This is a genomic window from Nonomuraea sp. NPDC004702, from assembly GCF_053601695.1.
Map to the genome: position 1 here is coordinate 1 of NZ_JBSGCE010000085.1, position 19,155 is coordinate 19,155.

The window sequence follows — 19,155 nt, forward strand, 5'->3', positions numbered from 1 at the left end:
GTGCACGAGGAACAACATCTGCGCCCACGTCCAGGGGTCGGCGCGGTGCGCGTCGCCCCACAGCAGCAGCGCCGCTCGCCGGCGCCGACCTCGCCCCGGTCGTGCCGCGGCCGAGCAAGGTCGTCTGCGTGGGGCTGAACTACCAGAACCACATCAAGGAGATGGGCCGCGACCTGCCCGAGTACCCGACGCTCTTCGCCAAGTTCGCCGACACCCTGATCGGCGCCGCGGACGACATCCGGCGTCCGGCGGAGACCGACCAGTTCGACTGGGAGGCCGAGCTGGCCGTGGTCATCGGCCGGCCGGTGCGGCGGGCGGACGAGGAGCAGGCGATCGCCGCGATCGCGGGGTTCACCGTGCTCAACGACGTCACCTGCCGGGACTGGCAGTTCCGGACCCGGGAGTGGCTGCAGGGCAAGAACTGGGACTCCACCACCCCGATCGGCCCGTTCCTGGTCACCGCGGACGAGACCGGCCCGCGGCCGGCGCTCGACGTCCGCTGCGAGGTCGACGGCCGGGTGATGCAGTCGGACAACACCGGCGACCTGCTCTTCGACCCGGTCCACCTGGTCCGCTACGTCTCGACGATGGTCCGGCTCAACCCGGGCGACGTGATCGCGACCGGCACGCCGGGCGGCGTCGGCCACGCGCGCAAGCCGCCGGTCTTCCTGCGCGGCGGCGAGCTCGTCGTGACCGAGATCGAGGGGCTGGGCAGGCTGGAGAACCGCGTCGTCGGCGAGGGCGCGTGATGGCGCGCGACCTCGCCACCACGCTCGCGTGGGTCGAGACGGGGACCGGGCTGTGCGCGTCGGCCATCGCCGGTCTGTCCGAGCGGGAGTACGACGCCGCGTCGGCCCTGCCCGGCTGGACGCGCAAGCACGTCGTGGCGCACCTGGCGGCGAACGCCGAGGCGATCGGCAACCTGGTCCGCTGGGCGCGCACCGGCGAGCCGACCCCGATGTACGCCTCCCCGCAGGCGCGCGCCGCCGGGATCGAGCGGGGCGCCCTGCTGGACGCCGGCGAGCTGGCCCGGTGGTTCACCGCGTCGGCCGCGACCCTGGCCACCGCCATGGCGGCACTGCCCGAGGAGGCGTGGCGGGCCGAGGTGGTGACCGCGCAGGGACGGACCGTGCCGGCGAGCGAGATCCCCTGGATGCGCAGCCGGGAGGTCATGGTGCACGCGGTGGACCTGGCCACCGGGCTCACCTTCGCTGACCTTCCCGACGGTTTCCTGCGGGAGCTGCGGGAGGACATCCGCGCCAAGCGCGGCCCCGGCGCGGTGCCCGACGTCGAGGGGTCGCTGCCCGACGTGACCGCCTACCTGGCCGGACGCCCGGCGGGCGGAGTGACCGCCGCCGGCGGCGGACGCCCACCGACCCTGCCTCCGTGGCTGTGACGAGCCTCCGTGGCTGTGACGAGAAGGAAGATCCTATGGGCACCCTCCCCTCCACCCGTGCCGACGTGATCGTCGTCGGGGGCGGCATCGGCGGTCTGTCCGCCGCCCTCGCCCTGGTCCGCCAGGGCCTGCGGGTCCGGGTGTACGAGCAGGCTTCGGCGTTCGGCGAGGTCGGCGCGGGCCTGCAGCTCGCCCCGAACTGCACCCGCATCCTGGACCGCTACGGCCTGCTGGCCGAGGCGTCCGCGCTCGGCGTGCTGCCCGAGACCATGGTCATGAAGGATGCCCTGGACGCCACCGAGCTGACCCGGCTCGACCTGCGCGACGTCGAACGCCGCTACGGGTACCCCTACCTGGTGATCCACCGCAGCGACCTGCACGGCATCCTGCTGCGCGCCTGCGAGCGGGCGGGCGTCGAGCTGCTCACCGACGCCCGTTGCACGTGGTACGAGAACGTCGAGGGCGGCGCCCGCGTGCGGTTCGCCGACGGCGTCGTGGACGAGGCGGACGTGGTGATCGCCGCCGACGGCCTGCACTCGATCGCCCGCGAACTGCTGGTCCAGGACGAGCCGGTGAACTCCGGATACGTCGCCTACCGCTGCGCGGTGCCGTTCGAGCAGGTCGCCGGCAACGACGTCCAGGACAAGGACGTCGTCGTGTACGTCGGGCCGCGCTGCCACTTCGTGCAGTACCCGCTGCGGGGCGCGGAGACGTTCAACCAGGTCGCCGTGTTCGAGTCGCCGAAGGCGCTGGCCGGCCAGGACGACTGGGGCACCCCCGACGAGCTGGACGCGGCGTTCGCGGGGACCTGCGACCAGGTCCAGCGGGGCCTGCCGCTGATGTGGCGCGACCGGTGGTGGCGGATGTTCGACCGCGACCCGATCATGACCTGGGTCACCGGGCGGATCGCGCTGCTCGGCGACGCCGCGCACCCGCCGCTGCAGTACATGGCGCAGGGCGCGATCATGGCGATCGAGGACGGCTGGGTGCTCGGTGAGCACGTCGCCGCCCAGCGCGCCGCGGGCGGACCGGTCGTGGACTGGGACCGGGCGCTGGCCGCCTACGAGGCGGTACGGCCCGAGCACTGCCGCCGGGTGGTCGGCACGGCCCGGGCGTGGGGCGCGTTGTGGCACCTGGAGGGCGTCCGGAGACTGCAGCGCAACGCCCTGCTGCGGGAGCGCGACGTCCACGACTACTCGTTCGTCGACTGGATCTTCGGCCCGACGGCCCTGACCCCCGAGGACGAGCCGGAGATGTTCCGCCCGATCCCCCTCGACTCCGCCCCGCTGTGAGGCGTCAGGTCGCCAGGCCCCGGCGGTAGGCGTAGACCACCGCCTGCACGCGGTCCCGCAGGCCGAGTTTGGCCAGGATGCGTGACACGTACGTCTTGACGGTCTCGTGGCTGATCACCAGCGTGGCGGCGATCTCGCTGTTGGACCGGCCGTCGGCGATCAGACGCAGCACCTCCAGCTCGCGCGGGGTCAGCGCGGTCTCCCCGGACGGCGGCTCGGCCGGGCGGATGCGGGCCGCGTACCGGCCGACCAGCTGGCGCGTCACCTCGGGGGCCAGCAGCGCGGCGCCCGAGGCGACGGTGCGGATGCCGTGCAGGAGCTGCGCCGGCGGGGCGTCCTTGAGCAGGAAGCCGCTGGCCCCCGCGCGCAGCGCCTCGTAGACGTACTCGTCGAGGTTGAACGTGGTCACCACGAGCACCTTGACCGGGTCGTCGACCCCGGCGCCGGCCAGCAGCCGGGTGGCCTCGATGCCGCCGAGCACCGGCATGCGCACGTCCATGACGACGAGGTCGGGCCTCAGTCGGCGGGCGAGGTCCACCGCGGCGCGGCCGTCGCCGCACTCCCCCACGACCTCCAGGTCCGGCTGGGCGTCGATGATCGTCGCGAAGCCGGTGCGGATGAGCGCCTGGTCGTCGCAGACCAGGACCCGGATCGGCGCACTCACGACGGGCCGCCCGCGGGGACGCGGGCCCGCACCACGAAGGCGCCGCCCGCCTGCCGGCCGGCGCTGAACTCGCCGCCGAGGGCGTCCACCCGCTCGCGGAGCCCGGCCAGGCCCCGCCCGCTCCCGCCGGGAGCGGCGGCCCGGGAGCCGGGCCCGTGGGTGCTGACCACCACGCTGATCTCCTTCTCGCCGTGACGCACCCGGACCGCGGTGGGGCTGCCGTGGGCGTGTTTCAGGGCGTTCGTCAGGGCCTCCTGGACGACCCTGTAGGCGACGAACTCGGCGCTGCCCGCCGGTTCCGCCCGGCTGCCCTCCTCGGCGAACTCCACCGGCTGCCCCGCCCGGCGGGTCCGCTCCACGAGGGTGTGCAGGTCGGCGGCGGACGGCAGGCCGTCGGGGTCGTGATCGGCCTTGAGCAGGTCGAGCATGTGCCGCAGGTCGGCGATGGCCCGGCGGCCGGTGTCGGTGACGGCGTTCAGCGTCGCGTCGAGCCGTTCCGGGACGGCGGTCAGGTAACGGGCGGCCTCGGCCTGCACCACCATCGCCGTCACGTGGTGCGTCACGACGTCGTGCAGCTCGCGGGCGATCCGGGTGCGTTCGGCGGCGCGGGTGGCCTCGGCGACGTGGCGGCGGCGTTCCTCCTCGGCGGCCCGGGTCGAACGCAGCCAGGCCCCGATGCCCCAGGTGAGGGCCAGTGCCAGGTAGAACACCACGTACCCCTCGACCCGCTCGTCCGCGCCGAGCCGGTCGAGCGCGAGGGCCAGCGGCACGTACGCCAGCGACAGGAGGACCACGGTGACGCGCCGGAAACGCTCCAGATGGGCGCCCGCGCTGATGAGCGCGACGGGCAGCACGTTGCTCGCGAACAGATGGTAGGCGCGCAGCTGGTCGAGGGCGAAGCCGAGCGACACCAGCACGAGGCACACCGCCGGCCACCGCCGCCGGACGGCGAGCGGCAGGCACTCCAGGGCGATCGCCACCAGGGCCACCCCGTCGAAGGGACGGGCGGGCAGGTCGCCCACCTGCGTGCCCTTGTCGTGGAGGCCCGGCAGGAGCGACGCGACGGCCACCAGCAGCCCGAACGGCAGATCCCGGACCACGACGTCGCACCGTCGCCACACCTCCGTGGCCCGCCGTAGATCGATCACCGGGCGAGCGTAGCGGGACCACGGGCGTGCGGGCGCCGATAAGCCTGCTTTGTCCCCCGTGCGAGCTACCGGGGAATGTCCACCGTGCGGTGACGATCCCGGCGCCGCCCGGTCCGTAACGTTGCGGGGCGGCCACGGCGTTCCGCCGGCCTTTTCCCGTTCGTATCCCCGCCGTGCGCATCGCCTCCGCGGCGGCCGGCTCACTGGAGGACCTCATGCTCGCCAAGATCAGGACACCCGTCGCGGCCGTGCTGTGCTGCGTCGGTCTCGGCGCGGGGGTGGCCGGCTGCGACGGCGACGCGATGGAGAACTGGGACCCCTTCGCCGCCTCCACGCCCTCCGCGTCCTCCGCGTCCTCCGCGCCGATCTCCGGCACCGAGAAGATCTCGGTGGCGGGACGGTCGGTGAACGTGTCCTGCTCGGGCGCGCCGGTCGAGGGCGAGCCGGTCGTCGTCCTGATGCACGGCGGCGGCGACGGGCTGGACAAGATGGCGTCCCTGCAGAAGACGTTGAGCGGCAAGCACCGGGTCTGCTCCTACGACCGGCTCGGCGCGGGCAAGAGCGACCAGCCGGACGGTCCGCAGGACCTCGCCGCCAGCGGCCGGATCCTGACCGGCGTGCTCGACCGCGTCGCCGGGAAGGCCCCGGTCGTCCTGGCCGGTCACTCGCTGGGCGGGCTGATCGCCGCCCGGTACGCCCCCGACCACCAGGACAGGGTCAAGGGCCTGGTCCTGCTGGACGCCACCCCGCCCACCATGATGAACGACATCGAGAAGGCGATCCCGAAGTCCGCCGAGGGCCCGGCCGCCGAGCTGCGCGCGCAGAACCTGGCGATCTTCCAGGGGCAGAACCCGGAGAAGCTGGTCATCCCCGACGGCCCGGTCCGCTCCGCCGGTGACATCCCGGTCGAGGTCGTCCGGCACGGCAAGCCGTACCTGGAGGCCCTGCCCGAGTACGGGCCGCGCCTGGAGCGGGCGTGGGCGGCGGGCCAGCGCAAGTGGCTGGCGCTGTCCGGCCGCAGCAAACTGAGCACGGCCGCGGGCAGCGAGCACTACATCTACGTGGACGAGCCCGGCGTCGCCGTCGAGGCCGTCGACCGCGTCGCCGGGCAGGCGCGGGACCGGTGATCCGGCGGGTCGCGGGGATCTGATAGAAGGCTGGATCATGACAGCAGCGTTCATCAGGTTCGTCCCCGACGATGTCGACGACCTGGTCGCCTTCCTGACCGGCGAGGACTGGCCCTTCCACGACGGACGGCCGGAGGCCGAGGCCGTCCGGCGGCGGGCCGCCGACGGTCACTACGACGACGCCGACGAACGCACCTTCTGGGTGGTCTCCGAGGGCGAGCGGGCGGGGTTGATCAGGTTGCAGGACCTCGCCGACGAAGGACCGGTCTTCGACCTGCGCATCAGGGCCGCCCACCGGGGGCGCGGGCTCGGCGGCCAAGCGGTGCGCTGGCTGACCGGCCACCTGTTCACCGAGCTGCCGGGGATCACCCGGATCGAGGGCACCACCCGGCAGGACAACCTGGCCATGCGTGCCGTCTTCCGCGGCGCGGGCTTCGTGAAGGAGGCGCACTACCGCAGGGCCTGGCCGGGACGCGACGGACGCCTGTACGACTCGGTCGCCTACGCGATCCTGCGCTCGGACTGGGAGACCGGCGAGATCACGCCGGTGGCGTGGGAGGACGAGCCCCGCCCCTGACGGTCACGGCGGACGGTCGCGAGACGCCGCCGTCGTGCTCGCCGAACGAGCGGCGGTAGGCGGCGGGCGTGGTGTGCACCAGGGAGTGGAAGCGTCTGCGCAGGTTGGCGGCCGAGGACAGGCCGACCCTGGCCGCGATCGTCTCCACGGGGAGGTCGGTCTCCTCCAGCAGGGCCCGCGCCGCCGTGACGCGCTGCTGGAGCAGCCATCGGCCGGGGCTGACGCCGAGCTGGCCGGCGAACCTGCGGGCGAGGGTCCGCGGGGAGACCCCGGCCCGTGCGGCGAGGTCGTCGAGGGTGAGGGGTTCGTCCAGGCGTTCGGCGGCCCAGTCGAGGAGCGGCGCGAGCGACTCCGGCCGGCGGTCCGTGACGGGCGCGGTGCTGTACTGGAGCTGGCCGCCCTCGCGGTGCGGCGGCATGACCATGTGGCGGGCGATGTGCGCGGCGTAGGCCGCGCCGTGGTCGGCGCGGGCCAGGTGCAGGCACAGGTCGATGCCGGCGGCGGTGCCGGCGCTGGTGGCGAGGTCGCCCAGGTCGATGTACAGCGTGTCGGGTTCGACCTGTACGTCGGGAAAGCGGTCCGCGAGCTCGGCGGCGAGCCGCCAGTGGGTGGTCGCCCTGCGGTGATCGAGCAGTCCGGTCCCGGCGAGCAGGAAGGTTCCCGAGCAGATTGCGACGATCCTGGCGCCTCGCCGGTGGGCCCGCCGGATCGCGTCGATCACGGCGGGCGGCGCCGGGTCGTCGCGGCGGTGCCATCCGGGGATCACCACCGTGTCGGCGGCCTCCAGCGCGGACAGGCCCGCGCCGACCGCCATGTCGTACCCGGCCAGGGTCGGCACGGCGCCCGGACGTTCGGCGCACACCTGGAACGAGTAGCGGGCGGGCAGGCCCGGCCGGCGCACGCCGAAGACCTCCGCCGCGCACGCCAGCTCGAACGTGGACTGCGGCGGCAGGACCAGCGCCACCACTCGCTGAACGGTCATGGCAGGAAAGTACCGCCACACGTCAATCCAGACACTGGGCGGGGGACGGCGTCCGCCGCGACGATGGGCTCATGACGCAAGATGCGAACGACGTCCAGATCCTGCACGTCGACGAGGTGGAAGCCGTCGAGGTCGTCCCCGGGATCGTCCGGCGGCGGCTGCCCGCCACCGACCGGGCCCGCGGCTGGATGTACGACTTCGCCCCGGGCACCGAGTGGCCCGAGGTGGACGTGCACGACGGCGAGGAACGCTACTACGTGATCTCGGGCGAGTTCATCGACCGGGGGCACCGGCTCGGGCCGGGCAGTTACGTCGTGTTCGCGCCGGGCAGCACGCATCGCCCGCGCACCGAGACGGGCGCCCGCATGCTGGGCATCAGCATCCTCACCCCGTAGGGACGCCGCAGGCCGGGGACCGGCGGGCGGCGTCGGTCACGCGGGCGGCGGGCAGCGTCAGTCACGCGGGCGGCGGACGCGGGGAACGGGCTGGCCGCGGCGGGCGGCCTCGGCCTCCAGCCGCTTCCGCAGCAGCCTGCCCTGGCCGAGGAACGAACGGCTGCGCTCCCGGCGGCTCCCCGCCAGGCTCCAGTCGTTGAGCGCCCGCTCGACCCGCACGCTCAGCCGGTCGCCCGCGCCGGTGGCCCGCCCGAGCAGCACGACGTTCTCCTGCCACTCCATGGCCGGGCCGTGCCGGTGGAAGGTCAGGCACACCGGCCCGTCGGCCGCCTGGACGCCCGCGGGCAGCCGCAGGTCGAAGCCCTCCTCGGTGCGTACGGCCGAGCGGGTGGGCACGGCCAGCGGCATGCCGTCGGCCACCATGGTGACGACGGGCTCGCCCAGGCGGGCGGCGCGGCCGGCGAACGGCCGCCAGTCCGCCGGCGGGGCCGACCGGCTCGGCAGCCGGGGGCCGGTGGGGGCGGGATCGGAGGCGGGCGCGGCGACGTCCGCAGGCCCCGTCCAGATCTCGGGCGTCCTGGACAGGTCGCCCTCGGGCCACCAGACGATCCGCTCGGGGGTGACCTCCACCCAGATGCGGGCGAAGTACCAGCCCAGCCGCCTCACCAGGAACCACGGCATCCCGGCGAACCCGGCGCCGGTCTTGGCCAGCGACTCGCGGACGTACCGGTCGGTGCCGGCCTGCAGGTCCGCGTCGCGCACGGTCGCCCGGCCCTGCACCAGGACGACGGGCGCCCGGTCCGGCCCGCCCTCCGCGCCGGAGCACAGCAGCGCGACGCGCGGGTCCCGGCGGGCGCGCTCGGCCTTGTCCGGGTAGGTGAGCCCGGTGCTGACGTCGAGCGTGCCGCCCGCGCCGGCGTACGGCGTGACGGGCCAGGTGACGGGGCGGCCGTCGCGGGTGAGCGAGGCGTACGCGCAGACCAGGGCGCGGCCGAAGACCTCGGCCGCCCGGCGCGGCGAGACGGTGGGTGCGGACGCGGTCATCACGGCTCCAGGATCAGGTCGGCGGGGGTGGTGCCGTACAGGCGGGTGAAACGCCGCCGGTAGGCCGGCCACCAGAACAGGCGGAACATCAGCCGGGCCACGACCGGCAGGTCCGCGTACGACGCCGCGAGCAGGCGGGCGTCGGCGCTGGAGGCGAGCCAGCCGAGGATGACGGGGACCCGGCGGCGGCCGAAGTCGTCCATCGCCTGACGCCGGTCGGCCTCGACGTCGGCGGGGGTGAGGTGGGCGAGCATGAGCGGCACGGCGACCCGCTCCTCGTGGTCGAGGTGCTCGTTGACGAGCTCGTGCAGCCGCCGCAGGACGGGCGCGCGCCCGGCCAGGGGCGCCCCGCGGTCGGCGGCGGCCTCGATCAGCGGGTCGAGCAGGGAGTGCTCGGACTCCAGCTCGGCCAGCGCGTCCGCCGCCTGCGGGGCGCGGCCGGTGAGCTTGGGCCACAGGGTGGCGTCCTCGTGCGTGTGGTGGGCGTGCAGCATGTCCAGCACGAGCGCGAGCTGCTCCGTCAGCAGCTCCTCGTGCGCGTCGTCACGCGGGTCGCCGCACGCCTCGGCCAGGCGGCCGAACTCGGCGCGGAAACCGGCGTGCATCATCAGGAAGCCGGTCAGGTGTTCTGGTGTGATCATCAGTCTGTTCCCTCACGTGTCGGGAACAGCGTGCGCGCCGGGCCTCTACGTGCACTTGGCGAGCGCTTGGCGGGCCCTTGTCAGCCAGTAGGCCGCACCGGCCCGCTCCAGCTGGCGCACCGCCTCGCGCAGGTGGGCCCGGGCCCCCTCGCGGTCACCGAGCGCCAGCAGCGCCTCGCCCAGGTGGCCGTCGTACGCGCCGTCGACGGTGGTGCAGGCGCCGTTCACGTGCAGCAGCCCGGCGAACGGGCGGAACGCGTCGTAGACCTCCCGGACGACGTCCGCCTCGCCGAGCCGGATCGCCGCGTGCAGCCGGCACATGGCGGCCATCGCCCAGTGGTAGTCGCGCGGCGGCATGGGCGTCTCGCGCAGGATCCGCCGGGCGCGCTCGGGCTCGCCCAGCTCCGCCAGCGCGTACGCCAGGGCGTAGGCGGGCCCCGCCAGGCCGGTGTGCCGGGCCATCTCCTCGATCCAGGCCGCCTCCTCGCCCAGGCGGTCCTCCTGGATGATCGTCTCGGCCCGTCCGCCGAGCATGCTGAGCTCGAAGTAGGCCAGGTCGGCGAACGACAACATCGCCCTGACGGGCTCGAAGTGCCGGGCCGGGTCGGGGACGCCCTGGAACAGGTCGAGCCCCACGTGCGCCACCGCGGCCTGCAGCGCCAGCGTGGGACTGTGCAGGTCGCGCAGCAGCGTGCCGATCTCCGCCAGCAGGTCGCGGGCCTGCGGCACCCTGCCGTGCTCCACGTGGTGGCCGACGAGGTGCAGCTGCGCGATCACCCTGAGCTGGGGCGACAGGTCCGGCTCGGCCAGCAGGCGGCGGGCGGTCCCGGCGCGCTGCTCGACGAAGTCCTGTCCCTGCAGCGCGATGAGCCGCAGGTGCAGGACGCGCCGCAGCAGGGCGGGGTCGTCCAGGCGCTCGGCCGCCGCCACGGCCCGCTCGGAGACCGCGCCGACCTCGTCCTCGCGGCCGGTCTGGGCGAGCACGACGGCCCTGACGGCCTGCGCCGTCGCCCAGGCCGGGGTGGACGGCGGCAGCTCGCGCGCGGCCCGGTCCGCCGCGTCGCGTACGGCGGCCACGTCGACGCCGTATCGGAAGGGCACCCAGATGCCGTGGCCCATCGCGATGTCGGCGGCTCTGACGGCTTTGTCCAGGTCGTCGCCGGCCATGGCGAGCGCCTGCTCGACCGCCTCGTACCCCTCGTCGAACCGGCCGGCGGCGTAGCGGCTCTCCGCCAGCCCGACGGCCAGCTCGAACCGCTCGGCCGCGCTCGCGCCGGCCGGCTCGGCGGCCGCCAGCGCCTCCTGCCAGGACACGGCCGCGTCGTCGGGCGCGTGCCGTCGCCGGGCCGCCCGTGCCGCGCGGGCCGCGTAGTCCATCGCCATGCGGGCGGGCTCCGCGCCCAGCTCCGCCGCCGCCAGCCAGTGCCGCGCGATCACCGCCGCGCGGTCGTCGCGGTCGTCGCGGTCGCCGTGCACGGCGGTGAGGGCGGCCGCCACCTGCTCGTGCACCCGCGCCCGCCACAGCCGCGACCGGCGCGACAACAACGCGTCGGTCACCAGGGCGTGCGCGAACTCGTAGCCGCCCAGCCGGTACGACGACTCCCGGACCAGCCCCGCGCCGAGCGCCGCGTCGAGCGACGGCAGCAGGTCGCCGACCGTGCCGCCGGCGACCCGGGCCAGGACGACCGCCTCGAACTCGTCGCCCATCACGGCGGCCAGCTCCAGCACGCGGGACGCCTCCTCCCCCAGGCCCGCCACCCGGTGCAGCACGACGTCCAGGACGCCCTGCGGCAGCCCGTCGCCCGCGCGGGCCAGCTCGGCGAGGAAGAACGGGTTCCCGGCGGTGCGCCGGCGCAGCTCCTCGGCCCCGTGGCCGCCCGGATCGCGGCCGGACAGCTCCTTGACCAGCGCGCGGACCTCCTCGGCGGCGAGCCCGTCCAGCCCGAGCCGGCGCGCGCCGAGCCGGGACAGCGCCGACAGCGTGGCGGTGAGCGCCGACGCCTCGTGCCGCCGGAAGGTCGCCACCAGCAGCAGGCCCGGCCGGGCGGTGGCGGCCACGTGGACCAGCAGCCGCAGCGTGGCGTCGTCGGCCGCGTGCAGATCCTCCAGCACGACGACCGCCGGGCCGACCGCGGCCAGGAACGTGCCGACGGCCTCGAAGAACCGCAGCCGCGCCCCCTGCGCGTCGGACGCCGGGACCGCCTGCGCGCCGCCCGACAGGAACGTGCCGACCTCGCCGGGCAGGGCCGCCCACGGGGCCGCGGCGGCGAGGTCGCGCAGGACGCGTTCCCAGGGCCACAGCGCGGGCGCGGTCTCGTGGTCGGGGCTCGCCCCCCAGCCGACCGGCACGCCGGCGGTCGCGCGGAACCGCCTCAGCAGGCTCGTCTTGCCGACGCCCGGCTCGCCGTCCACCAGCACCACCTGCCCGGCGGCGGACGCCGCCCCGGCCGCCTCGGTCAGGAACGCGAGCGCGCTCTCCCGGCCGACGAACACCGGCTGGTCCGGCGCGGGCTCGCCGGCGCCGGGCGCCGCCGCGCGCACCGGCGTCCGCGGCGGAGCGTGTGGCGGGGCGGGCGGCGTGGACGGCGGCGGGGTGGCGGGACGGCCGGAGGGTAACAGCGCGGCGTCCTGGCGCAGCACCGCGGCTTCGAGCTCGCGCAGCCGCGGACCCGGGTCGATGCCCAGTTCCCCGGCGAGCACGTCGCGCACCCCGCGCAGGCATTCCAGGGCCGCCGCCTGCCGGCCGGCGCGGTAGTGGGCCAGCACCAGCAGTTCCCAGGCCCGCTCGCGCAGCGGATGCTCGCGGACGAACGGGTCCAGCCGCGCGACCACGTCCGTGTGGCGGCCCAGGTCCAGCAGGGCCGCGGCCAGCGCCTCCACCGCGTCCAGCCGTACCTGCTCCAGGCGGCCGATCTCCGGTTGCGCCCACTCCTGGGCGCGCACGTCCGCGTACGGGTCGCCGCGCCACAGGCCGAGCGCCTCGGCGAGGTCGGCCGCCGCCTGCTCGTGCCGTCCCGCGGCCAGGTGGGCGGAGCCGGCCGACACGAGCGTGCCGAAGTCCGTCGTGTCGAGGGCGAGCCTGCCGGTCATCAGGCCGTAGCCGTCGGCGGCGCTGACCAGGACGGCCGGGGCCGCGCCCGGCCGCCGGTCGGGCTCCAGCCGGCGGCGCAGGTTGGAGACGTACACCTGCAGGCTGCCCTGGACGCTCGGCGGCGGGTCGCCGGCCCACAGCCGGTCGGCCAGCAGGTCGGCGGGGAGCACGCGACCGGCGTGCATCGCGAGGAGGGCGAGCAGGGCCCGCTGCTTGGGCGGCCCGACCGGTACGGCCTGCCCGGCCACGACGAGTTCCATGGGCCCGAGGACGTTCAGCCGCACGCGCCCATGGTAGGGGCCGCCTTTCAACCGGTCCAGACGCGACATTCACGACGCCGACCGGCCGACCCGGCACGCCATACCGGGCCCGGCCCGGCATGGCTTGCCGGGCCCGCGCCGACCATGACGGCACCGGCCCAGGCCGGGGCGACCCGACCATGACGGCACCGGCCCAGGCCGGGGCGACCCGGCCTTGACGGCGCCGGCTCAGGCCGGGGTGGGCTGGTCGAGTGCGGCGAGCTTGGCCGGGTCGACGACGATGTGGATGCCGGTGATCCGGCCGCCGGTGACGGTGAAGGCGATGGCGGACAGCGGGGTCCCGTCGGCGCGCCAGGACAGGTGGCCGGGGAGCCCGTCCACCAGCACGGGCCGCTGCCCGGCGACCTCGCCGGAGAACATGCGGGCTCCGGCGGCGACGGCGGTGGCGCCGAGGGTGACGACCACGCCGCCGGGGGTGTCCACGGTCAGCTTCACGTCCGGGTCGAGGACCCGCAGGAGCGCCTCGAAGTCGCCGCCGAGCGCGGCGGCGCGGAAGGCGTCCACGGCCTCCCGGTGCTCGCGCCCGGGGCCCGCCGCCCGGTCCGTGGACCGGACCTTGCGGCGGGCGCGGCTGGCGATCATCTTGGCGGCGTCGGCCGACCTGCCCAGGATGTGGCCGATCTCCTGGAACGGGACCCCGAACAGGTCGTGCAGGACGAACGCCAGCCGCTCGCTCGGGGTGAGCGAGTCGAGCACCACGAGGAGGGCGAGGCCGACCGAGTCGGCCAGCGCCGCCTGCTCGTCCGGCGTGGGCTCGTCGTCGGGCGTCACCAGGAGGTCCGTGAACTCCTGCCCGTACGCCGTCTCGGGATGGGCCTGGCGGGATCGCAGCAGGTCCAGGCTGATGCGGCCGACCACGGTGGTCAGCCAGCCCGCCAGGTTGCCGATGGCCGACACGTCCTGACGGACCAGCCGCATCCAGGCTTCCTGGACCACGTCCTCGGCGTCGGCGTGCGAGCCCAGCACGCGGTAGGCGACGGCGCGCAGCCGGTCGCGCTGGGCCTCGAACACCTCGGCCACCGGGCCGGACGGGTGCACGGTCACGGCCTGCGCTGCTGACGGAGGGAGATCCGGTTGCCGTCCGGGTCCACCGCCTCGGCGCGGACGCCGAACGGGTAGTCCACGGGCTCGGACTCCTCGAAGGTGACGCCCCGCCCGCGCATGACCTCGAAGTCCTTGCGCAGGTCGTCGGATTCCAGGATCAGCGGGCCCGGCGCGCCGTTCCCGCCCGCGACGCCCGGCTGCCCGGCGGCCGGCGCATAGGACCACAGGAGGATCTGGACCGGGCTGCCGGGCACGCCGACGGTGAGGAAACGGCCGTCGGGCCCCCGGACGTCGATGCGCTTGTCCAGGCCGAGCCCCGCGGTGTAGAACTCCAGCGCGCGGTCCTGGTCGGTGACGTAGACCGTGGTGTACATGATGGTGGTCAGCATCCTGCTCTCGATTCACTCGTGGGTCTGACGACCGTTCGTTCTCGGTCGTCACCCCCATGACGAGTGGCGGCGGGAAAAGGTAACACGGCCGGTCCGGCCCGGCGGATTCCCGGCTTTACGGAACATGAAAACTCGTTCACGATCACTGCGAGGGGGTGCAGGCTCGATCAGAAGGGGGCCCTATGCGGCCTGGCAGACGATCCTTGGGAGCGGTTGGCCTCACCCTCGGATTCCTCACTCTGGCGTTGTTCCTCGCCGCGCTGGCGATCGGCCCGACCGGGAGGACGGCTCTGGCCTCCGTCCCGGCGGCGCACGACGTCGCGCACGCGGCCGTCCCGGCGGCGGCTGTCTCCGGGGCGGCTGTCGCGGCTGTCTCAGGGACGGCCGACGACGCGCCGCCGACCCGCCCCGGCGGGCTGCGGCCGTGCCCGGTGCCGTTCGCCGCCAACCCGACCGGCTACGCGTCCATCTGCTGGGCAGCCTCCTCCGACGACACGGGCGTCGCCGGGTACGACCTGTACCGCCTGGACCCGGACGGATTCGTCCTCGCAAGCAGCACGACCAGCACGATCGGCGGCTTCTCCGGCGAGCTGAACCGCCTCTACACGATGTACGTCGTGGCCAGGGACCTGGCGGGGCACCTCAGCCCGCCGTCCGCCCTGATCACGGTGCCGGCGACGCTCGGGATGACCCCGACCAGCTCGCCGACCCCGCTGCCGGGCGACCACGTGCCTCCGTCCAGGCCCACCGGGCTGCGCGACGCCTGCCTGCAGGACTACCCGGGCGTCACGTTCTGCTGGCAGCCGTCGACCGACAACGTGGCGGTGACGGCGTACGACGTGTACCGGGAGACGGCGACGGCGTACAGCAGGGTCGGCACGGTCCTTCCGCCGAGCCTGAACTTCGCCGAACCCGGCCTGGTCGTCGGGCAGCGTTACACGTACGTCGTGGTCGCCGAGGACGCGGGCGGCAACGTCAGTGTGCCGTCCGACCCGCTGTCCGCACTGGCCAGGGAGGGGCTGCCGTCGCCCACCCCGTCGTCGGGCGCGCCGTGCACGGTGACGTACCGGGCCACGACGGGAGGGCCGCGGCTGGACGCCGAGCTCGTCGTGCGCAACACCGGCACGGCCCCGGTCGACGGGTGGACGCTGACGGTCGACTACCCGGCGGCGGCCGTCGTGCGTCTCGTCTCGGGCTGGTCCGCGAACTGGACCCAGGCCGGTGCGGGGGTGGCCGGCGTGAACAAGCAGTGGAACAAGGTCATCGGGGTCGGCTCACAGACCCAGGTCGGGTTCACCGCCACGTACGGCGGCGGCGCGCCGCCTTCGCCGGCGAGCTTCGCACTCAACGGCAAGACCTGCGCGACGGGCTGACGTTCCGGCTCGTAACCGCTCGGCGGGGACGACCACGACGACCCGCAGCCCTGCCCCGCCGAGTCCGACCGGCTCAACCGTCCACCTCCCGAGCCCGACCGGCCGTCGTGGCGAGCGCGACTGGCCCGGCCCGTCCGACCGGCTCGTCCGACCGGTCTGGCCCGTGGCGAGCGCGAGCTCCCGGTGGCGGGGGTGGGCCGCTTCAGGCGCGTAGGGCGTCGAGGAGGCGGGACAGCGCCGCCTGGGTGTCGGCCAGCCCGTCCGGGGCGGACTGCGCCAGCCACAGCGCGGCCTCGTTCATCGCCCCGGACAGCAGGCGGGCCAGCGGCGCGACCGGCTGGGCCGGGATGGCGCCGGCCGCGACGAGCGCGGCCAGCGCCTCGGTCAGGTGCCGGACGCTGGTGGCCTCGTCGATCGCCCGCCACTCGTTCCAGCCGAGCACGGCGGGGCCGTCGATCAGCATGATCCGCTGCACGTCGGGATCGGCCCCGGCCGCGACGAACGCCGCGCAGCCCGCCTTGAGCTGCGCCCACGGGTCGTCCTCGGCGTCGGCCGCCGCGGCCACCCGGTCGGCCACCTCGCGCTGCACCTGCTCCAGCACGGCCCGGAAGAGGTCGGGCTTGCCCTCGAAGTGGTGGTAGAGGGCGCCTTTGGTGACGCCGGACTCGCTGACGATCTCCGCCAGCCCCACCCCGGCATAGCCCCTGGTCGCGAACAGGCGCCGCGCCGTGGCGAGCAACGTGCGGCGGGTGCGTTCCTTCTGCTCCGTCCTGGTCACTGCGTCCCCTTTGACATACCGACGGTATCCCAAATAGTGTACGCCCACATACCGTTGGTACGTGAAACTGATGAGGAGGAACGCATGGAGCTGAGCAGCGTGTATCCGGTGGTGTGCACGGCCGACCTGGCCGCGTCGAAGGACTTCTACGTCCGGTTGTTCGGATATGAGGTGACCTTCGAGGCCGACTGGTACGTGAGCCTGCGCCGCGGACCGTACGAGCTGGCCCTGCTCGACCACCGCCACCCGACGCTGCCCGCCGCCTACCGCCGTCCGGTCGCGGGGCTGCTGATCAACTTCGAGGTCGCCGACGTCGACGCCGAGTGGGAGCGTCTGGTCGGGCGCGAAGGGCTGACCCCTGAGCTGGAGCTGCGCGACGAGGACTTCGGCCAGCGGCACTTCATCGTCGCCGACCCCAACGGCGTCCTCGTGGACGTGATCACGCCGATCCCGCCCTCGCGGGAGTACGCGTCCCAGTACGCGCCCGAGTGACACCGGCGCCGGGCGCTGGACCCGTCGTACGCGTACGTGAATCATGAAGGGGTGCGTACGGGTTTCGCCCATGAGGCGACGATCGTCATGGAAGCGGACGGCGATGTGCGCGCCCCCGGCGCGGCGATCACCGTGGCGTTGTGCGGGCATTGGGAGCACGAGCCGCCCTGCCCGATCGCGACGCACCACACGACCGCCGACCGGCAGGGCGACGTCGTCCGGGTGCGGGTCCTGTTCGCGGCTGAGGCGGCGGCCGAGGCCGCCGTGCGGGCCCGCATCGACGCCGCGCTGGCGCGAGGGACGCTCGACGGCCCGGACGGGGTCACCACACGATGGCAGCTCCTGGACACCCGGCCCGGCCGCCCGCGCGCGGCCGAACTGCCGCACCTCGAACGTCTCCGGCGCGGCTGAAGCTCGCCGAATTACGGCGGCGGTCACGGCTCCGCGGCCCTCCGGATCGGTCCCGACAAGTACGCTGACCGCTGTTTCGCGCGACAGTGAAGGAGCACCGATGACCGCCGATCCGACGATGGCCAGGATCGGCCAAGGGGTGGACTTACACCACCACCAAGGCCGGCCCGACGCCGCTCGCGAATTGTTCGCCCAGATCTGGGACGACATCGGCGGCGAGCAGGGCGATCCGCTGCACGTCTGCGTTCTCGCGCACTCGATGGCCGACGTCCAGGACGACGTGCGCCAGGAGCTGATGTGGGACCTGCGCGCGCTCGCCGCCGCCGACCAGGTCACCGACGAACAGGTGGCACAGGCCGGGGTGGCGCTCCCGGTGGTGGCGCTGTACCCGTCGCTGCACCTGAACCTGGGCGAGTGCTACCGCAAGCTGGGCGATCTCGACCGCGCCCGCGACCACCTCGACCAGGCCCGAGCCGGGATCGACGCCCTGGCCGACGACGGATACGGCCGACTCATCAGAGGCGGCCTGGACCGTCTGGCCGGCCTACTGAATTCCAACAATTCTTCTGTCACCCCACCCACGAAACCCTGAACCGATTTTCCCGGCACCATTTCGCACCAGAGCAATTCCCCCGAACACCCAGAGCCCCTTCGGTGAATTCCTCAACAACGCGCTCCAATTCCCGAACGACAACGGCGCCCAATTACTTGAGACCACCACCCCACCCGCGGCGGCCCAGCGACCCGGCGGCCCAATGGCCCGGCGGTCCGGCGGCGAGGGCCTGGGAGCCCAGGGAGTACGGGGAGCCTGAGCGGCACGGGAGTCCGGGCGGCACGGGAGCCTGAGCGGCGCGGGAGTCCGGGGGGCGCGGGAGCCTGAGCGGCGCGGGAGTCCGGGGGGCGCGGGAGTCCGGGCAGCCCAGGAGTCCGGGCAGCCCAGGAGCGGGCAGACCGGGAGCGGACGCCTCCAGAGCGGACAGCCAGGAGCGAACGGGCCGGGAGCCGGGGCCGGAGAGCGGGGACCAAGGAGCGGGGAACTGGGGCCAGGAAGCTGGGGCCGGGAGCTCTGAGCTCGGAGCCGGGGACCTGCCATGCCTCCAGACCGCCCGGCGGGCCGAAGGTGTGCGCGGCCACGTCAGGCGCGGCGAGAGTAGGAGCAGCAAAGGCACGCCAACCAGACACACCTCCACCAGTTCCCGGCAGAGCGACCGCCCCCTATCCGACACGCTCGGACGGCGACGAACAGGCCCGCCCCGGCCGCCCCAGACGACAACACCAGGACGGCCTGGGCCGACTCGGACGACAACACCAGGACGGTCCCAGCGGACTCGGACGACAACACCCCGGCCACCCCAGCCGACTCAGACGACAATGGCCAGGCCCCCGGCCCCCGCCGATCGGAGATGAGCAGGACCGCACTGCCAGCTCGGACGACGATGAACAAAGCTGCCCTGCCAGCCCGGACAGCGACGAGCGAGACGGCGTGGCCGCCCGCCCGCCGAACAGCTCCAGACCGACCACCGGACCGCGCGCTGGGCCGCCCTCCCAGACCACCCGCCGCGCTGCCCACCAGACCGGCCGTCAGCCTGCCCCCCAGGCGGGACCCACGAAGTCGGCCAACCCGGCGGCGACCACGCGCCAGCCCCCAAGAAACCTGGTCAGGTACCCACCGCGCTGCAACCCACTAAAGGCCAGCTCGGAGGCATGGCCGCCTCCTCCAGAGGACTCAGCACGCCAAAGCCCGGCGCACCCCAGCAACGGCTCATCGACGTCGCTGTCGAACACGGCAACGCTCGGCCCGGCCACGCCACCCACCCCCACCTCACTCCATCCCACTGTCCGGCCGCACCGTCCCACCCCGACATCCCCGCCCCGCCATATGGTCGCCACGCCGTCCAACGTCCCCGCCCCGCCATACCGCTCGATCGCCGTCGGGCCGCACCGCGCCGCCCAACCACACGCCTCGCCGCCTCTCCCTGCCGCGCCCTCCT

Annotated in this window: 19 protein-coding genes; 10 read left to right on the top strand and 9 right to left on the bottom strand. The window is 74.5% G+C overall.

Annotated features, from left to right (window positions below; genetic code table 11):
- Positions 1 to 128 precede the first annotated feature (128 nt).
- From ACWEJ6_RS48170 to ACWEJ6_RS48180, 3 genes are read left to right on the top strand one after another with little or no spacing between them, the layout of a single operon-like run.
- Entirely contained in the window at positions 129 to 749 is a 621-nt protein-coding gene (locus tag ACWEJ6_RS48170) for a fumarylacetoacetate hydrolase family protein (RefSeq protein WP_452432085.1), read from the top strand.
- Positions 749 to 1,396: a maleylpyruvate isomerase family mycothiol-dependent enzyme gene (locus tag ACWEJ6_RS48175; RefSeq protein ID WP_452432087.1), complete on the top strand. Its 648-nt coding sequence runs from the start codon at positions 749 to 751 to the stop codon at positions 1,394 to 1,396. Before ACWEJ6_RS48170 ends, ACWEJ6_RS48175 begins: the two co-directional genes overlap by 1 nt.
- 35 nt (positions 1,397 to 1,431) lie before the next feature.
- Positions 1,432 to 2,688, top strand: a complete 1,257-nt coding sequence (locus tag ACWEJ6_RS48180) for an FAD-dependent monooxygenase (RefSeq protein ID WP_452432088.1) — start codon at positions 1,432 to 1,434, stop codon at positions 2,686 to 2,688.
- 4 nt (positions 2,689 to 2,692) lie between these two features.
- Here ACWEJ6_RS48180 and ACWEJ6_RS48185 read toward each other — a convergent pair whose 3' ends face one another.
- The gene (locus ACWEJ6_RS48185; protein WP_387682675.1) at positions 2,693 to 3,352 is read right to left on the bottom strand and encodes a response regulator; all 660 of its coding nucleotides are present in this window, start codon (positions 3,350 to 3,352) and stop codon (positions 2,693 to 2,695) included.
- Positions 3,349 to 4,500 carry a sensor histidine kinase gene (locus tag ACWEJ6_RS48190; RefSeq protein ID WP_452432090.1) on the bottom strand — a complete coding sequence of 384 codons (1,152 nt, stop codon included), beginning with the start codon at positions 4,498 to 4,500 and terminating at the stop codon, positions 3,349 to 3,351. Before ACWEJ6_RS48190 ends, ACWEJ6_RS48185 begins: the two co-directional genes overlap by 4 nt.
- Before the next feature lie 173 nt (positions 4,501 to 4,673).
- Here ACWEJ6_RS48190 and ACWEJ6_RS48195 point away from each other — a divergent pair, with 173 nt between their 5' ends.
- Both ACWEJ6_RS48195 and ACWEJ6_RS48200 read left to right on the top strand, forming a co-directional pair.
- Positions 4,674 to 5,627, top strand: coding sequence for an alpha/beta fold hydrolase (locus tag ACWEJ6_RS48195; RefSeq protein ID WP_452432091.1), 954 nt, complete (start codon positions 4,674 to 4,676; stop codon positions 5,625 to 5,627).
- 37 nt (positions 5,628 to 5,664) lie between these two features.
- The gene (locus ACWEJ6_RS48200; protein WP_452432093.1) at positions 5,665 to 6,204 is read left to right on the top strand and encodes a GNAT family N-acetyltransferase; all 540 of its coding nucleotides are present in this window, start codon (positions 5,665 to 5,667) and stop codon (positions 6,202 to 6,204) included.
- Here the strand turns inward: ACWEJ6_RS48200 and ACWEJ6_RS48205 are convergent.
- Positions 6,167 to 7,186: a helix-turn-helix domain-containing protein gene (locus ACWEJ6_RS48205; protein ID WP_452432095.1), complete on the bottom strand. Its 1,020-nt coding sequence runs from the start codon at positions 7,184 to 7,186 to the stop codon at positions 6,167 to 6,169. The genes ACWEJ6_RS48200 and ACWEJ6_RS48205 overlap by 38 nt on opposite strands.
- A gap of 71 nt (positions 7,187 to 7,257) precedes the next feature.
- On the opposite strand from ACWEJ6_RS48205, the gene ACWEJ6_RS48210 reads away from it, so the two are divergent.
- The gene (locus ACWEJ6_RS48210) at positions 7,258 to 7,581 is read left to right on the top strand and encodes a cupin domain-containing protein (protein WP_358301847.1); all 324 of its coding nucleotides are present in this window, start codon (positions 7,258 to 7,260) and stop codon (positions 7,579 to 7,581) included.
- Positions 7,582 to 7,638: 57 nt separating this feature from the next.
- Here ACWEJ6_RS48210 and ACWEJ6_RS48215 read toward each other — a convergent pair whose 3' ends face one another.
- From ACWEJ6_RS48215 to ACWEJ6_RS48235, 5 genes are all read right to left on the bottom strand, one after another.
- Positions 7,639 to 8,625 carry a hypothetical protein gene (locus ACWEJ6_RS48215; RefSeq protein ID WP_452432098.1) on the bottom strand — a complete coding sequence of 329 codons (987 nt, stop codon included), beginning with the start codon at positions 8,623 to 8,625 and terminating at the stop codon, positions 7,639 to 7,641.
- Positions 8,625 to 9,266: a hemerythrin domain-containing protein gene (locus ACWEJ6_RS48220; RefSeq protein ID WP_452432100.1), complete on the bottom strand. Its 642-nt coding sequence runs from the start codon at positions 9,264 to 9,266 to the stop codon at positions 8,625 to 8,627. Before ACWEJ6_RS48220 ends, ACWEJ6_RS48215 begins: the two co-directional genes overlap by 1 nt.
- A 45-nt stretch (positions 9,267 to 9,311) precedes the next feature.
- On the bottom strand, positions 9,312 to 12,641 hold the full coding sequence (locus tag ACWEJ6_RS48225; RefSeq protein WP_452432101.1) for a BTAD domain-containing putative transcriptional regulator: 3,330 nt from the start codon (positions 12,639 to 12,641) through the stop codon (positions 9,312 to 9,314).
- 204 nt (positions 12,642 to 12,845) lie between these two features.
- A complete protein-coding gene (locus tag ACWEJ6_RS48230) occupies positions 12,846 to 13,721 on the bottom strand; it encodes a sigma-70 family RNA polymerase sigma factor (protein ID WP_452432103.1) in 876 nt (291 codons plus the stop codon).
- Entirely contained in the window at positions 13,718 to 14,110 is a 393-nt protein-coding gene (locus ACWEJ6_RS48235; protein WP_387682700.1) for a VOC family protein, read from the bottom strand. The genes ACWEJ6_RS48230 and ACWEJ6_RS48235 overlap by 4 nt, the downstream gene beginning before the upstream one ends.
- A 203-nt stretch (positions 14,111 to 14,313) precedes the next feature.
- On the opposite strand from ACWEJ6_RS48235, the gene ACWEJ6_RS48240 reads away from it, so the two are divergent.
- A complete protein-coding gene (locus ACWEJ6_RS48240; protein WP_452432105.1) occupies positions 14,314 to 15,483 on the top strand; it encodes a cellulose binding domain-containing protein in 1,170 nt (389 codons plus the stop codon).
- Between the two features lie 202 nt (positions 15,484 to 15,685).
- Here the strand turns inward: ACWEJ6_RS48240 and ACWEJ6_RS48245 are convergent, their stop codons facing one another.
- Positions 15,686 to 16,261 carry a TetR family transcriptional regulator gene (locus ACWEJ6_RS48245; RefSeq protein WP_452432107.1) on the bottom strand — a complete coding sequence of 192 codons (576 nt, stop codon included), beginning with the start codon at positions 16,259 to 16,261 and terminating at the stop codon, positions 15,686 to 15,688.
- A gap of 84 nt (positions 16,262 to 16,345) precedes the next feature.
- Here ACWEJ6_RS48245 and ACWEJ6_RS48250 point away from each other — a divergent pair, with 84 nt between their 5' ends.
- The 3 genes from ACWEJ6_RS48250 (at position 16,346) to ACWEJ6_RS48260 (ending at position 17,756) form a co-directional block, all read left to right on the top strand.
- A complete protein-coding gene (locus tag ACWEJ6_RS48250) occupies positions 16,346 to 16,753 on the top strand; it encodes a VOC family protein (RefSeq protein ID WP_452432109.1) in 408 nt (135 codons plus the stop codon).
- Positions 16,754 to 16,804: 51 nt separating this feature from the next.
- On the top strand, positions 16,805 to 17,164 hold the full coding sequence (locus ACWEJ6_RS48255; protein ID WP_452432111.1) for a hypothetical protein: 360 nt from the start codon (positions 16,805 to 16,807) through the stop codon (positions 17,162 to 17,164).
- Positions 17,165 to 17,264: 100 nt separating this feature from the next.
- Positions 17,265 to 17,756, top strand: coding sequence for a tetratricopeptide repeat protein (locus ACWEJ6_RS48260; protein WP_452432113.1), 492 nt, complete (start codon positions 17,265 to 17,267; stop codon positions 17,754 to 17,756).
- Positions 17,757 to 19,155 lie beyond the last annotated feature (1,399 nt).